The organism is Sulfitobacter sp. W027 (assembly GCF_025143985.1).
Lineage (GTDB): Bacteria > Pseudomonadota > Alphaproteobacteria > Rhodobacterales > Rhodobacteraceae > Sulfitobacter.
The window spans coordinates 1996538-2010787 of record NZ_CP083564.1 but is presented as its reverse complement, the minus strand read 5'-3'; the positions used below and the strand labels follow the sequence as shown (position 1 = coordinate 2010787).

General features: G+C 65.1%; 13 protein-coding genes and 1 riboswitch. Of the genes, 5 read left to right on the top strand and 8 right to left on the bottom strand.

Annotated features, from left to right (window positions below; genetic code table 11):
• From thiS to K3759_RS09810, 6 genes are all read right to left on the bottom strand, one after another.
• Positions 1-198 carry a sulfur carrier protein ThiS gene (gene thiS / locus K3759_RS09835; protein ID WP_259981452.1) on the bottom strand — a complete coding sequence of 66 codons (198 nt, stop codon included), beginning with the start codon at positions 196-198 and terminating at the stop codon, positions 1-3.
• Complete coding sequence (locus K3759_RS09830) at positions 188-1168, bottom strand: FAD-dependent oxidoreductase (protein WP_259981451.1); 981 nt, start codon at positions 1166-1168, stop codon at positions 188-190. The genes thiS and K3759_RS09830 overlap by 11 nt, the downstream gene beginning before the upstream one ends.
• Positions 1161-1964 (bottom strand): bifunctional hydroxymethylpyrimidine kinase/phosphomethylpyrimidine kinase, encoded by an 804-nt coding sequence (gene thiD / locus K3759_RS09825; protein ID WP_259981450.1) that lies wholly within the window; start codon positions 1962-1964, stop codon positions 1161-1163. The genes K3759_RS09830 and thiD overlap by 8 nt, the downstream gene beginning before the upstream one ends.
• A gap of 66 nt (positions 1965-2030) precedes the next feature.
• Positions 2031-2127, bottom strand: a riboswitch (TPP riboswitch).
• A 111-nt stretch (positions 2128-2238) separates the two neighbouring features.
• The gene (locus K3759_RS09820) at positions 2239-5568 is read right to left on the bottom strand and encodes an error-prone DNA polymerase (protein WP_259981449.1); all 3330 of its coding nucleotides are present in this window, start codon (positions 5566-5568) and stop codon (positions 2239-2241) included.
• Positions 5568-7055, bottom strand: a complete 1488-nt coding sequence (locus K3759_RS09815; RefSeq protein ID WP_259985615.1) for a DNA polymerase Y family protein — start codon at positions 7053-7055, stop codon at positions 5568-5570. Before K3759_RS09815 ends, K3759_RS09820 begins: the two co-directional genes overlap by 1 nt.
• The gene (locus K3759_RS09810; RefSeq protein WP_259981446.1) at positions 7003-7737 is read right to left on the bottom strand and encodes an ImuA family protein; all 735 of its coding nucleotides are present in this window, start codon (positions 7735-7737) and stop codon (positions 7003-7005) included. Before K3759_RS09810 ends, K3759_RS09815 begins: the two co-directional genes overlap by 53 nt.
• A gap of 144 nt (positions 7738-7881) precedes the next feature.
• On the opposite strand from K3759_RS09810, the gene K3759_RS09805 reads away from it, so the two are divergent.
• Both K3759_RS09805 and K3759_RS09800 read left to right on the top strand, forming a co-directional pair.
• Complete coding sequence (locus tag K3759_RS09805) at positions 7882-8061, top strand: hypothetical protein (RefSeq protein ID WP_259981444.1); 180 nt, start codon at positions 7882-7884, stop codon at positions 8059-8061.
• Positions 8058-8537 carry an SOS response-associated peptidase family protein gene (locus K3759_RS09800; RefSeq protein ID WP_259985613.1) on the top strand — a complete coding sequence of 160 codons (480 nt, stop codon included), beginning with the start codon at positions 8058-8060 and terminating at the stop codon, positions 8535-8537. The genes K3759_RS09805 and K3759_RS09800 overlap by 4 nt, the downstream gene beginning before the upstream one ends.
• Here the strand turns inward: K3759_RS09800 and K3759_RS09795 are convergent.
• The gene (locus K3759_RS09795; protein WP_259981442.1) at positions 8534-9964 is read right to left on the bottom strand and encodes a UdgX family uracil-DNA binding protein; all 1431 of its coding nucleotides are present in this window, start codon (positions 9962-9964) and stop codon (positions 8534-8536) included. The genes K3759_RS09800 and K3759_RS09795 overlap by 4 nt on opposite strands.
• A complete protein-coding gene (locus K3759_RS09790) occupies positions 9964-11199 on the bottom strand; it encodes a putative DNA modification/repair radical SAM protein (RefSeq protein WP_259981440.1) in 1236 nt (411 codons plus the stop codon). The genes K3759_RS09795 and K3759_RS09790 overlap by 1 nt, the downstream gene beginning before the upstream one ends.
• A gap of 226 nt (positions 11200-11425) precedes the next feature.
• Here K3759_RS09790 and dctP point away from each other — a divergent pair, with 226 nt between their 5' ends.
• The 3 genes from dctP to K3759_RS09775 are packed head-to-tail and all read left to right on the top strand — an operon-like array spanning position 11426 to position 14217.
• Positions 11426-12397 carry a TRAP transporter substrate-binding protein DctP gene (dctP, locus tag K3759_RS09785; protein ID WP_259981438.1) on the top strand — a complete coding sequence of 324 codons (972 nt, stop codon included), beginning with the start codon at positions 11426-11428 and terminating at the stop codon, positions 12395-12397.
• Positions 12398-12404: 7 nt separating this feature from the next.
• On the top strand, positions 12405-12899 hold the full coding sequence (locus K3759_RS09780) for a TRAP transporter small permease (protein ID WP_259981436.1): 495 nt from the start codon (positions 12405-12407) through the stop codon (positions 12897-12899).
• Between the two features lies 1 nt (position 12900).
• The gene (locus K3759_RS09775) at positions 12901-14217 is read left to right on the top strand and encodes a TRAP transporter large permease (RefSeq protein ID WP_259981433.1); all 1317 of its coding nucleotides are present in this window, start codon (positions 12901-12903) and stop codon (positions 14215-14217) included.
• Positions 14218-14250 lie beyond the last annotated feature (33 nt).

The window sequence follows — 14250 nt, the reverse complement described above, 5'->3', positions numbered from 1 at the left end:
TCAGCCCCCCTGCATGGCGCTGAGAACTTCGAGCCGGTCGCCATCGCTGAGCGTCGTCGCACTCCGAGCGCCTGCGGGAACGAAGGCGCCGTTGAGCGCGGTGGCGACTTTCGCCTCGCCCCAGCCTAGTTCGGCCAAGGCCGCGCCAAGCTGCGCGGCGGTGATCTCACGCGTCTCGCCGTTCACTTCAATCTTCACGGAATAAATCCCTCGTTGTCGCTGTTGCAAGAAAGGCCGCCGCTTGTTCGGCCAAGGCCGGCGCCATTAAAAATCCATGCCGAAACAATCCATTAAGGTGCAGCACTGCACCGCGTTGCACGATGCCGGGCAGGTTGTCGGCAAAGGCCGGGCGCAGGTCCGCGCCCATCTCGACGATCTCCCCTTCGGCAAAGCGCGGGTCGAGCGCATAGGCCGCCGAGAGCAATTCCAGCGCCGAGCGAGCCGTCATCTTGGCGCGGCTGGCGCTTTCGATCTGGGTCGCGCCCAGCATGTAAAGTCCGTCGCCACGCGGCACCACATAAAGCGGGTGGCGCGGGTGCAGCAGGCGGATCGGGCGGGTGAGGGTGATCTCAGGCGCGCGCAGCAAGATCATCTCGCCGCGCACCGCACGCAGGCTGGGTAGGTCGGCGCTGGCGGCCATGCCTCGGCAGTCAATCACCGGGCCTGTGACCTCCGAAGGGGTGAGGGGCGTGGTCTCGACCTTCACTCCTTGGGCGGTGAGCGTTTCGGACAGATCATGCAGCGCTTGGCGCGGGTTCAGATGCGCTTCTTCAGCAAAGAACAGCCCGCGCCGATGACGCCCTGCGAGGTCCGGTTCTAGGGTCGCGATGGCCTCCGCGTCGGAAGTGCTGTGGCTTTCGGTCCGGTCGGCAAACCGCTGGATTTCAGCGCGGTCACGTTCGGGGGCGAGGACCAGCGTGCCCCTGTGGGTGACTTCCGTGACCTCTCCCCACAGCACCGCGGCACGCCGTCCGTGGCTCACCACCGCAGGTTCGCTTACCGCCCCTTCGCAGAAGGGCGCGAGCATCCCGCCCGCCCACCACGAACACCCATGCGGGCCGGGCGTGCCTTTGCGGTCAACCAACCGAGGCCGTAGCCCCTGCGCCAGACAGGCCTGTGCGGCCCAGAGCCCCGCAACCCCTGCGCCGATGATGGTGACGTCACTCATTGCGCCAGACCGCGTGGAAATGGTGCACCGGCCCGTGGCCGCTGCCGATGTTGAGGGTGTCGGCAGCGGCAATGGCGCGTTGCAGATAGGCGTGGGCCGCCTGTACGGCGTCTTGCAGCCTCTGCCCCCGCGCCAGCCCTGCGGCGATGGCAGCAGAGAGGGTGCAGCCGGTGCCGTGGGTGTTCGCGGTATGCTGGCGGGGCGCGGAAAGGCGCAGGGTTTCATCGTCGGTGATCAGCAGATCGACGCAGGTCTGCCCCTTGCCATGCCCACCCTTCATCAGCACCGCGCCGGGACCGGCAGAGAGCAGGGCGCGGCCCTGTTCCAGCATGGTGGCCTCATCGGTGGCTTCCGGCCTGTCCAGCAGCCGTGCGGCCTCGGGCAGGTTCGGCGTCAGCACATGGGCGAGGGGCAGCATCCGGTCGCGCAGGGTCGCCACCGCCTCGGCAGAGAGCAGCGCATCGCCGGATTTCGCCACCATCACCGGGTCGAGCACCACAGGAGCAGCGCAGCTTGCCAGCCCCTCGGCCACAGTATTGATCGTCTCTGGATCGCCCAACATACCGACTTTGACCACGCCAATCGCCAGATCGTCAAAAACCGCTGCCATCTGTGCGCGGATCATTTTGGGGGAGATCATCTCGACCCCGGTGACCGCGCGGGTGTTCTGCGCGGTCACGGCGGTGAGCACGCTCGCCCCATAGACGCCAAGCGCGCTGAAGGTCTTGAGGTCGGCCTGAATCCCCGCCCCGCCGCCGCTGTCGGACCCCGCAATCGTCAGTGCTTGAAACGCCATTTGGCCCCCATGTGTTAGATGGGCCTAGGGCGTGTGGATACGGGATAAACGACGGGCCGCATGGGGCCGATGCGTGGTTCCGTTCCCTACGCCGGTACGACCCGGATCAGGTTCGATGGGTCGGTTTTCACCTCTCAGCCTTGCGGCACCCCAACGGATTGCGGGCAGGCTAGCGAGGCGGGGTGGCGGGGTCAACTGGTGACGGTTATTTTATGTATTGTATATAATTTTCAGATTCTTGCGGGAGTTACTTCATCTACTACATGAAGATTCGTTAATGAAAATCCCGCGACTTGGGGATCACACGCGCGTCGCGTGGATGCGAATGCATCGCCACCTGACCGGGCAGCGGGTGGGTTGGATGATCGCCCCGCGTAGTGATCCCGGGCATCGGTGCGTCCGACAGCGAAGCAAGCCTGTCAGAGCGGTCCTCAAGCCGGTCGGCCACCACATGGATCACCCGCCCGTCGGTCTGCACGCGGCCCTCGACCACCAGAAGCCGCGCCGACATGATCGTGGGGCGGTAGAGCTTGAACATATTGGGCCAGATCACGAGGTTCGCCACGCCGAATTCATCCTCCAGCGTGATGAAACACACCCCCTTGGCGCTGCCGGGTTTTTGCCGCACCAGCACCAGCCCGGCCAGTTTCACCCGCCTCCCATGCCCCATGCGCGAGAGGTCCCGGGCCGAGGAAAACCCCTGTGCGGCGAGGCTGGAGCGGTAGAAAGACATCGGATGCGCCTTCAGCGATAGCCGCAGCGTCTGGTAGTCGGCCACCACCTGTTCGGCTTTCGGCATCACCGGCAGATGCACTTCCGGCTCCGGTCCGCGGGCCGAAGCCTCGGCATGGTCGAAGATCGGCAAGGCAGGCGCGTCGCGCAGCCCTTGTGCCTGCCAAAGCGCCTGGCGCCGGTCGATCCCCATGCTGCGCATCGTGTCGGCGGCAGCGAGTTGACGGATCGCCTTGGCGTCGAGGCCTGCGCGGCTCTTGAGGTCCTCGACATCCGCGTAAGGCATCTCGCGCCGGTCCATGATCCGCGCGCCGGCCTTCTCCTGCAGCCCGTCCACCATGCGCAGCCCCAAGCGCAGGGCAAATCCGTCGCCGCAGGGTTCCAGCGTGCAGTTCCAGTCCGAGAGGTTCACATCCACATCGCGCACCTCGACCTGATGCTCGCGGGCGTCCCGCACGATCTGCGCGGGCGCATAAAACCCCATCGGCTGCGAGTTCAAGAGCGCGCAGGCAAAGGCCGCCGGGTAGTGGCATTTCATCCAAGACGAGACGTAGACCAGCTTGGCAAAACTCGCCGCATGGCTTTCGGGAAATCCGTATTCGCCAAACCCCTTGATCTGGTCGAAACAGCGCTGCGCGAAGACCGGGTCATAGCCGCGCTTGGTCATCCGGCCCACCATCTTGTCCTGTAGCTTTTCAATCGTCCCGCGCGAGCGGAAGGTGGCCATGGCCTTGCGCAGTTCATTGGCCTCGGCGGGCGAGAACCGTGCCGCGTCGATGGAGATCTTCATCGCCTGTTCCTGAAAGATCGGCACGCCCAAGGTCCGGCTGAGGATGCTGAACAATTCGTCCTGCGGATAGGCCGGGCCGGGGGCGGGGTAGACGACGCTTTCCAGCCCCTGACGGCGGCGCAGATAGGGGTGGACCATGTCGCCTTGGATCGGGCCGGGGCGGACGATGGCGACTTCGATCACTAGATCGTAGAAGACGCGCGGGCGCAGTTTCGGCAGCATCGCCATCTGCGCGCGGCTTTCGACCTGAAAGACCCCCAGACTGTCGCCCCGGCAGAGCATATCATAGGTGGGCCGCCCGGTGGCGTCGTCCTCGTGGTCCTCCACCGGGACGGTCGCCAGTTCCAGAGGGCGGTCGTAATGCGCCTCAATGAGGTCGAAACATTTGGCGATACAGGTCAGCATGCCGAGGGCCAGGATATCGACCTTGAAGATCTGCAACGCGTCGATGTCGTCCTTGTCCCATTCGATGAAACTGCGCTCGGGCATGGCGCCGTTGCCGATGGGCACGATCTCGGTCAGGGGGCGTTCGGTCAGGATGAAGCCGCCGACGTGTTGGGATAGGTGGCGCGGCATGCCAATCATCTGGCTGGCCAGTTTCAGCACCATGCGCAGATAGGGGTCGGACAGGTCCAGCCCCGCCTCGCGGGCGCGGTCGTCGTCCATCTGGCCCTCGAAACTGCCCCAGATCGTGCCCGCAAGCTTTGAGGTCACGTCTTCGCTGAGCCCCATCGCCTTGCCGACCTCGCGGATCGCCGAGCGCGGGCGGTAATGAATCACCGTGGCGCAAAGCCCGGCGCGGTGGCGGCCGTATTTGCCATACATATACTGGATGACTTCCTCGCGTCGTTCATGTTCGAAATCCACGTCGATGTCGGGCGGCTCGTCGCGTTCCTCGGACAGGAACCGCTCGAAGAGCAGGTTGTGCACCGCCGGGTCGACCGAGGTGATGCCGAGGCAGAAACAGACGGCGGAATTGGCCGCAGAGCCGCGCCCCTGGCAGAGGATCGGCGGCTGTGCCTCCTCGCGGGCGAAGCGGACGATGTCGTAGATGGTCAGGAAATAGCGGGCGATCTTTTTGGACCCGATGAGGGCGAATTCCTTGTGAATGGTCTTCTCCACCGCCTCGGGCACGCCGTCGGGGTAGCGCCGCGCAGCACCCTCCCATGTGAGGCGGGCGAGTTCCTCCATGGGCGTGCGGCCTTCGGGGACGATCTCATGCGGGTATTCATAGGCCAGATCGGTGAGGCGGAACGCGATGCGGTCGGCCAGACGGCGCGTCTCGGCGATGGCATGGGGCCAGTCGGCGAAGAGGCGCAGCATCGCCTCGGGCGATTTCAGGTGCCGTTCGGCATTGGCGGCCAGCAGGTAGCCCGCCTTGGGCACGATCACGCCCTCGCGGATCGCCACCATCACGTCCTGCAAGGGCCGCCGGTGGCGCGCGTGGTAGAGCACGTCGTTGGTGGCCAAAATCCTCAGCCCATGGGCGCGGGCCAGTGCGTCCAAGCGGTTGATCCGGGCCCGGTCATCGCCACGATAAAGGAAGCTTGCGCCCACATGCCGCATGTCCGGCAGTGCTTTCACCAGACGCGGCAGGCCAGCGGCAAAGACATCGAGGTTTTCGGGCGGCATGACGATGAGGTGCAGCCCTTCGGCATGGCTTTGCAGCATCTCAAGCGTCAGATGGGTCTCGCCCTTTTGCTGCCATTCGCCGTCGACCGATTGCATCTTGCCCGCCGAGAGCAGGGTGGAAAGCCGCGCATAGGCGGCGCGGTCCTGCGGGTAGGCGAGGATCTCGGTGCCGCAGAGCAGCACCAGCCGTGCGCCGATCAGCGGGCGGATATGGGCCTTTTCCGCCTCCACATGCAGCCGCACCACGCCCGCCAGGGTGTTGTGATCCGCGATGCCGAGGCTGTCGTAGCCAAGCTGATAGGCCCGCTCCACCAGATCCACCGCATCCGAGGCGGCGCGCAGGAAGGAGAAGCAACTGGCCAGCCCAAATTCGACGTAGTCCGCCCGGGGCGGGGCGCTGAATACGTCCTCGCCCAGCGTGCGGCGTTTATGTCCCTCTTGCTCCGGCATCAGGCGAACATCCCATGCAGAAACCAGCGCGGCTCGGCCCCGCGGCCGTCGTGGATCACGCCCTCGCGGTAGAGCCAGAAGCGCTGGCCGCCTTCGACCTCCACCTTGTAGTAATCGCGCAGACGGGTGCCGGGGCGGTCGCGCCACCATTCGGGGGCAATGCGCTCGGGGCCCGCGTGGCGGGTGGTCTTGTAGGTGACGCGGCGCCAGTTGAACTGCGAGGGCGGGCCTTCGGGCACGGCATAGATGACGCGCACTTCTTCGGGCGGGGTGAGCAGCCGCAGGGGGCGCTCGCGCAGCAGCGTGGGGGCGGCGGTGGGGGTGGCCTGCAGCGCCGGGGCGCGTTCTTCCACCCGTTCGGGCTTATGGGTCTCGCGCCACTGCGGCCAGCTGACCTTTCCCGGCCCCAGCTTGGCCACCAGACGGTCCAAGAGCCCGGCCACATCCGCCGAGGGGTCGCGCTTGCCGTCGAGGTGGTCCTGCATCAGCGGCAGCGGCTCGCTGGCCAGCGCCTCCAGCGTCAGCAAATCAAAACCGAAGCCGCTGTCGATATTCTCCAGCTTGCCGTCGAAGAGCCGGCGCAGATGCGCGGCATCCCGGCTGGCGCGGGCGGTGGCGACGTCGAGGCCGCGCCAGTCGCCGTCGATGCGGTAGACCGTCAGCCGCAGCCGCCGCGCGCCCAGTTCGGCGCGGGCCAGTTGCCCGCAGAGGTCCTCGACCAATGCGGGCAGATGCGGGGCGGGGTCAAGCACCGGCTCGGGCAGGCGGCTGCGGGCCATGAAATGGCGGTGATCGGGCGGGGCGTTGAGCGGGTCAGAGGCTTTGCCCAAGGCCTTGTCGAGCAGGATCAGCGGGTTGCGCTCGGGCTTCAGGCTGGCGAAGCGGCGCATCAGCGCGGCGCGGGGCAGATCGCTGAGCGCGCCGATGGTCTTGAGACCGAGCCGGTCCAAGAGCCGCGTGGTCTGTGCGTCGAGCCGCAGGGCGGCGACGGGCAGGGGGGCGAGGGCGGAGGCCACATCCTCGGCGGTGCAAATCTGCGCGCCGGAGCCGAAGCGCGCCAGCGCCTGCGCAGCGCCGGGGGTGGGGGCCATGGCAAGCCGCGCGGTCAGCCCCTGCAGGGCAAAGCGGCTGCGGATGTCGCGCAGCATCGCCGCCTCGCCGCCGAAGAGATGGGTGCAGCCGGTCACGTCGAGCAGCAGGCCGTGGTCGACGTCCCGCGCCGTCCAGGGGCACCAGCGCCGCGCCCAATGTATCAGCCGCTTGATCAGGGCGATATCCCCTTCCAGATCGGCGGGCTCGACATGCAGATCGGGGTGGATCGCCTGCACGTCGACCACCCGCGCGCCGATCTCGATGCCCCGGGCGCGGGCGGCGGCGCTCAGCCCATGGACCACCGGCCCATGGGTCCCATCGCGGGACAGGACCACCGGCACCTCATCCCCCGGAACGCTGCGGTATTGGCTGATCACCCGGCGCCACCGCTCCATCGTCAGCTCGGGGAACCAGACGGAGACGATCCGCGGCGCGGGGGCTGTGGCGTTTGTCGGGCTCATGGGCGGCCACCCAGCGGCCGGGCGCATGGCCACGTGCACGAAACAGCTCGAGGTCCCACCGCGCCGCGCCGGGGGCCTGCGCATCGTATGGATGGGCCTGAGAGGGCAGCGAGGAAATGCGCCACCGCATCCGCGCCGCACTCAAGCCGCCGGGATCGCCGCTGCGAATGAGATAGAGCGGCACATTTGAGGCCTCGGCCCTGAGCGACAGCCGTTTGGTGGCGGTGAAATCCAGCACCTCGGGCCCGCCATGGACCTCGCCCACCACGGCCGAGAGCCCCGCGCAGGCCGCGCCTTCCTCCATCGTCCAGAGCACGTCGCGCGGGTGGCTGGCAGTGACCAGAAGCACCGGCTGTTCCAGCCCGAAAGCCGCAAGGCTCGGGGTATAGGGCGCGCCGTTCTCGCGCCGCGACAGGAAGTCCTGCACCCAGAGCACCGGGCCCTTGCCGCGCGGCAGCAGCGACAGCACGAAACCGGTGGCCGGGGCGCTGGCGAAGGCACCGGGAAAGACATCCGTCAGCGGCGCATGACTGGCCAAAACCCCCGGTTCGGGGGGTGTCGACGGCCTGCGCCGCGGCAGGGTAAGGACCTGCCCATATGTAGAATCGGTTGTCATGCACGACTCCATATGTTCACATTTTGTTCTATTCATAAACGATGAACTGCGGTTCTGTCAAAGATTTGAGCGGTGCCGCGAAGCTCTTGCCGGGGCGCGGAAAAACCGCATCTACTGAGCCAAGGGCGGCGACAGGAGGCGAAAATGTGCAATCTCTACTCCCTCACCAAGGGGCAGGACGCGATCCGCGGCTGGTTCGACGGGATCGAGGACCGCGCGGGCAATCTGCCGCCGATGCCCGGCATCTACCCCGATTATCCGGCCCCGGTGGTGCGCCACGGCGACACCGGCCCGGTGCTGGAGATGATGCGGTGCTGGAGATGATGCGGTGGGGGATGCCCTCGCCGGCCTTTGCGCTCAAGGGCAAGAAGACCGACCGAGGTGTGACCAACATCCGCAACATCGCCTCACCGCATTGGCGGCGCTGGCTGGTGCCGGAGCAGCGCTGCGTCGTGCCCTTCACCGCCTTTTCCGAGCCGCTGAACCGCCCCGGCGAACGCTCACGTCCGATCTGGTTCGCGCTTGGCGAGGACCGCCCACTGGCCTTTTTTGCCGGGGTCTGGACGCAGTGGACGTCCGTGCGAAAGCTCAAGGATGGTGAGACCACCGACAACCTTTTCGGTTTCCTGACCACCGAGCCCAATGCCGAGGTCGGCGCCGTGCACCCCAAGGCGATGCCGGTGATCCTGACCACGCCCGATGAGGTGCAACGCTGGCTGAGCGCCGAGACCGCCGACCTGCCAAAGCTGCAACGCCCGCTACCCGACGGTGCCCTTCAGGTCATCGATCCCGAGGATTAAGCCGCCTCGGCCATCATCCGCGCCGCCATCGCCAGATCGGAGCGGAACTGCGCCTCGGCCTCCTCGCGCACACGGGGGTCGGGTACGCGCAGCAGGTAGGAGGGGTGTAGGGTGATCAGCACCGGGATGCCCTCCGGCCCCGCCTCGATTGTGCCGCGCCGCTTGAGAATGCCCGTGCCCTTGCCGGTGAGGCTCTGCGCCGCGGTGGCGCCCATCGCGAGGATGAGCTTCGGCTGCACCTGCGCCACTTCGGCGTTCATCCACCAACGGCACTGGTCGATCTCGGGCGTCTCGGGGCGCTGGTGAATGCGGCGCTTGCCCCGGGCGGTGAATTTGAAGTGTTTGACGGCATTGGTGACAAAGGCCGCCTCGCGGTCGAGCCCGGCCTCACCGGCGATGCGGTCGAACATCTGTCCCGCCGGCCCGACGAAGGGACGGCCCGCGAGATCCTCCTGATCGCCGGGCTGTTCGCCCACGACCATGAGATCGGCATCCCGCGGCCCTTCACCCGGCACGGCTTGCGTTGCGTGGCAATGCAGCGGGCAGCGGGTGCAAGCGCGGATGGCATAGGGCAGTTCTTCCATCGGGCCGTCCCAAGCGGATGAGAAGGCTGAAAGCTGCGCCTGCACGCGGTCCATGCGGACGGGTGGCAGGGTCGGTGCCGCTTCGGCCATGGCGCGGGCGCGGGCCGGGGCTTCGGCGATCATCTGGGGGATGAAAGCGGCCTCGGGCATGTTTTTCCAGTATTTCTTGGGCATCTCGGACTGCATCGCCTTCACCATGAGGCGGGCGGGGTTAAAGATGTTCTGGAAATAGGTGATCCATAGCTGCTCGCCCGCGTCTTCGGGCAGGTCGGGTTTTTCGTGGCCCTCTTGGAACGTGAGTTTGCCGTTCTCGAAGATCGCCGAGACATCGGGCGTCAGGATGCGCCAATCCATGTCCGCAAACCGCCGCACGAAGAAATCCGCCGTGGGCTCCACCGTATGATGCGTGGGCTCGAACCACGCGGCGAAGCTGCGGCGCGGGGCGTTCGGGTCACCGATCTCGCGGAAGCGGACGAAGGCCTTCATCTTGTGTTGGCAGCGGCGGACGTTCTTCTCCATCCCCCGCAAGACCGCGAGATCGGCATCGCCCCGGTCGGACATCAGATGCGGCGCGTCCTTTACGCGCCAGAGAAAGGCATAGAGCCGCGCGAAACGTTCGGGATCGCTGTGCCAGACCGCCGTCTCGGCCATCGAGATAAAGCTGCGCGGCACCGCGACGCGGCCCGTAGCCACCGGTGCGGCCTCGCCGCCAAAGAGGTCCGGCACGGCGGCATGGTCGCCCCAGAGGATCTGCTCGGGCGGCACGCCGGCGGCCAGAAAACCGCGCGCCGCTTCGCGCCATGCCTTCGCGGTGCCGATCGGGGGCAGGGAGACGCGGTGCATCAGAACAGGGTCAACTGCTCGGGCGGCGGCGCGAAACGCGCGCGCAAGTTGGCGCTGTCGGTGAGCGTGCCGGGCGACCAACCGCCTGCCGTGACAAAGGCGCGGGCCTTTTTCATCGAGGCGCCCATGCGGGTCAGGTCTTCGTAGCGCAGGGACCGATGGCGGCGGGCGGCGAGGATGCGATTCACCGTTTTGACGCCAAACCCCGGCACCCGCAGCAGCATCTCGCGGCTGGCGCGGTTGACGTCGAGCGGGAAGTGTTCGCGGTGCACCAGCGCCCATGCGAGCTTGGGGTCGACCTCAAGGTCGAGATTGCCGTCGCGGGTGACGGAGGTGATCTCGTCCAGTTGAAAATCATAGAAGCGCAGCAGCCAATCGGCCTGATACAGCCGGTGTTCGCGTTGCAGCGGCGGGCGGATCAGCGGCAGTTTGGCGGAACTGTCGGGGATCGGTGAAAAGGCGGAGTAATAAACCCGCTTAAGCTTGTAGCTGGAGTAAAGCCGCGTCGATTGGCCCAGCACTGTGGCGTCGTTCGACCCATCCGCGCCGATGATCATCTGGGTGGATTGACCGGCGGGCGCGAAGCGGGGCGGGCGCTTGCCAGAGAAGGATTTCTCTTTGCTCGCCTCCTTGGTCATCCGCACATTCGCCATCGCGCGGCGGATCTGCTCGGGCTTCTTCTCGGGCGCATATTGCTGGACCGCGCTGTCGGTGGGCAGTTCCACGTTAATGGATAGACGGTCGGCCAGAAGACCGGCTTCCTCAATCAACTCGGGCGAGGCATCGGGGATGGTCTTGAGGTGGATATAGCCACGAAAGTTCTCCTCGTGCCGCAGCTTGCGGGCGATCTGCACCATGTCGGACATGGTCGCATCGGGGGAGCGGATCACGCCCGAGGACAAGAACAGCCCTTCGATATAGTTGCGGCGGTAGAACTCAATGGTCAGTTTCACCACCTCATCCACGCTGAACCGCGCCCGATCCACGTTGGACGACACGCGGTTGATGCAATAGCTGCAATCGTAGATGCAGAAATTGGTCATCAGGATCTTGAGCAGGCTGATGCACCGCCCGTCGGGGGCGTATGCGTGGCAGATGCCGCTGCCTTCATTGGAGCCCAGCCCCTTACCATCGCGCGAGTCGCGTTTGGTGGAGCCGGAGGAGGCGCAGGAGGCGTCGTATTTCGCCGCATCGCTGAGAATCGCCAGTTTTTGATCGAGTGTCTGTTTTGCCATGCGTTCTATATATGTTCTCATGGCGGGGCTGTCATTAAACTATCTTAATGCCCCGACAATCTGCGCAGGGAGCCGCTTATGGTGCGGGAGCGGGCGGGGATGAGAGTTTGAATTGACGTAGCGAAATCTTGTCGCTACGAATTACATGCAGATACATATTATGCATATGCATGCGAGGGCACCGGGGCAAAGATCGCGGGCCTTTGATCACAACTGGGAGACGATCATGAAAACAACAACCACGCTCAGCGCGGCGCTCTTTGCCGTCAGCACCCTTGCCACCACCAGCACCGCCAGCGCCGACGAAGTGACGCTGCGCGCCGTTTCGGCCTTTACCCTTGGCACCGCCTTTAGTCGCGAGTTTGAATCCTTTGTCGAATGGATCAACGAGAACGGCAAGGGGGTCGTGCAGATCAATATGGTCGGCGGGCCGGAGGCCGTGCCGCCCTTTGAATTGGGCAACGCGGTGCAATCTGGCGTTGTCGATATCGCCAATAACACCACGGCCTATTACCCGAACCTGCTGCCCACGGGCGACGCGCTGCATCTGGCGGAAAACACCATTCAAGAGCAGCGCGAGAACGGCTGTTATGAGTTGGTCGACCGCATCCACCAAGAACAGATGAACGTCAAATACCTGGGCCATGGCGGCGACGGGATCGGCTATCACCTCTATCTGACCAAGCCGGTCGAAGGGCCGGACCTCAGCGGTCTGACCATCCGCACCACGCCGGTCTATCAAGCGATGTTCACGCAACTGGGGGCCAACCTCGTGCGCACCGCGCCGGGCGAAGTCTATAGCGCGTTGGAACGTGGTGCGATCGACGGCTATGGCTGGCCGAGCCAAGGCGTATTGGATCTGGGTTGGGACGAGCAGACGAAATACCGTGTCGATCCGAGCTTCTATAACGTCGACGTGAACCTGCTGGTGAACCTCGACACATGGAACGGGCTGACCGACGAACAGCGCGCCAAGCTCGAAGAGGGCGCTGCTTGGATGGAAGAGCTTAACAACGACAACGCCGACCGCAACGCGACGGAATACGCCGCACAGGCGGATGCGGGGATCGAGACGATCACCTTCAGCGATGCCGATGCCAAAGCTTGGACCAATGCCGCGCGCGATGCCGGTTGGGCGGCGGTTGAAGAGGTCGACGCCGATCTTGCGCAGCAGATGCGCGCCTGCATGACCAAGTGATCGCCCGATGATCTCAACATTGTTTGACCGGACACTCCGGGGGCTGGCCGTTTTCTCGGCCGGTATCCTCGGGGTGATCGCGGTGTTTATCGCGATCAACGTGGTACTGCGCAATCTCGGCTTGCCGGTGGTCTATGGCGCGCTGGATGCAATCCAATATGCGTTGATGATTGCCACCTTCCTTGGCGCGCCTTGGGTGCTGTCAATCGGCGGGCATGTGAAGGTTGATCTGATCACCAGCAACCTATCGCGGGGCACCGCCCATGCTTTGACCCGGATCACCAGCGCCATCGGCGCGGTGACGGCGGGGGTGCTGGGCTGGTACGGGCTGCAAGCGGTGCTGGCCTCTGCCGCACGTGGGTCGATGATCCGCACGTCATTCGTGATCCCGGAGTGGTGGATGCTGGCCTTTGTGCCGCTGTCGCTGGCGCTTTGTACGATCATCTTTATCCGTCGTCTGCTCTATCCGGAAACGGCCGAGCGTAGTTTGAGTGGTCTTTGAGATGGATTGGGGCCTGACACTGACCTTGATGCTGGGCGGATTGGCGGTTTTGCTGTTGATCGGTCTGCCGGTCGCCTTTGCCTTCATCGCCGTGACAACCGTGGGCGCGTATTTCGTGCTGGGCGGAGACCGCGGCATCCTGCAACTGGCACGCAACTCAGCGCAGTCGGTGGCGAATTTCCAGCTCGCGCCGATACCGCTGTTTATCTTGATGGGAGAGATCCTCTTTCAAACCGGGGTCGCGCATCGCGCCATTGACGCGATTGAGCGGGTGGTGACGCGGATACCGGGCCGCATGTCGGTCGTGACGATCTTTGGCGGCACGATCTTTGCAGCCCTCTCCGGCTCAACCATCGCCAATACCGCGATGCTGGGTGGCACGCTGCTGCCGGGGATGCTGAAACGCGGCTATCATCCGTCGATGGCGATGGGGCCAATCATGGCCTCGGGCGCGATTGCGATGTTGATCCCGCCCTCGGCGCTGGCGGTTCTGGTAGGCTCGCTCGCGGGCATCTCCATCGCCGGGCTGCTGATTGCGGGGGTGTTGCCTGCGCTGCTGCTGGCGGTGCTTTTCGTGGCCTATGTGGTGGGGCGGAGCCTTCTGGACCCGAAGGTCGCGCCGCCCGATGTCTATGAGGAAATGCCGCTGCGCGAACGTTGGACGCCCTTCGTGATCTATGTGCTGCCGCTGTCGGTGCTTTTTGCTGTGGTCATCGGCTCGCTTCTGGCGGGGATCGCAACGCCCACGGAAAGTGCCGCCCTCGGCAGCATCACCGCTGTGATCATCGGGGCGGCCTACCGCGCGCTGAGTTGGGAGAAGATGGGCCGCGCCTTGATGGAGACGCTGAAGCTGTCGGTGATGATCCTGTTCATCATCGCGGCCAGCCAGACCTTCGCGCAGGTGCTGTCTTTCTCGGGGGCGACCAATGGGCTGATAAACGCAATCAACGCGGTCGATCCGACGCCTTTGATGGTGCTTTTGGGGATGATCGCGATCCTGCTGTTTCTGGGGTGTTTCATCGATCAGGTGTCGATGCTCATGGTCACCGTGCCGGTTTTCGTGCCTCTGGCGAATGCGATGGAGATCAACGAGCTGACCCTCGGCGTCGTTTATCTGCTGACCATGGAGATCGGTTTGCTGACCCCGCCCTTCGGTCTGCTGCTGTTTGTCATGCGCGGGGTCGCCCCGCCGGAAATTCGTATGCCGCAGATCTATGCCTCGGTGATGCCGTTCTTGCTGATCAAGCTCTTCGTTCTGGCCCTCATCGTCTGGCTACCGGGCATCGGCACTTGGCTGCCCAGCCTGATGGGCCGGTAAAGACCTCAAGGGCGGTGAGGACCAGCGCCGCCC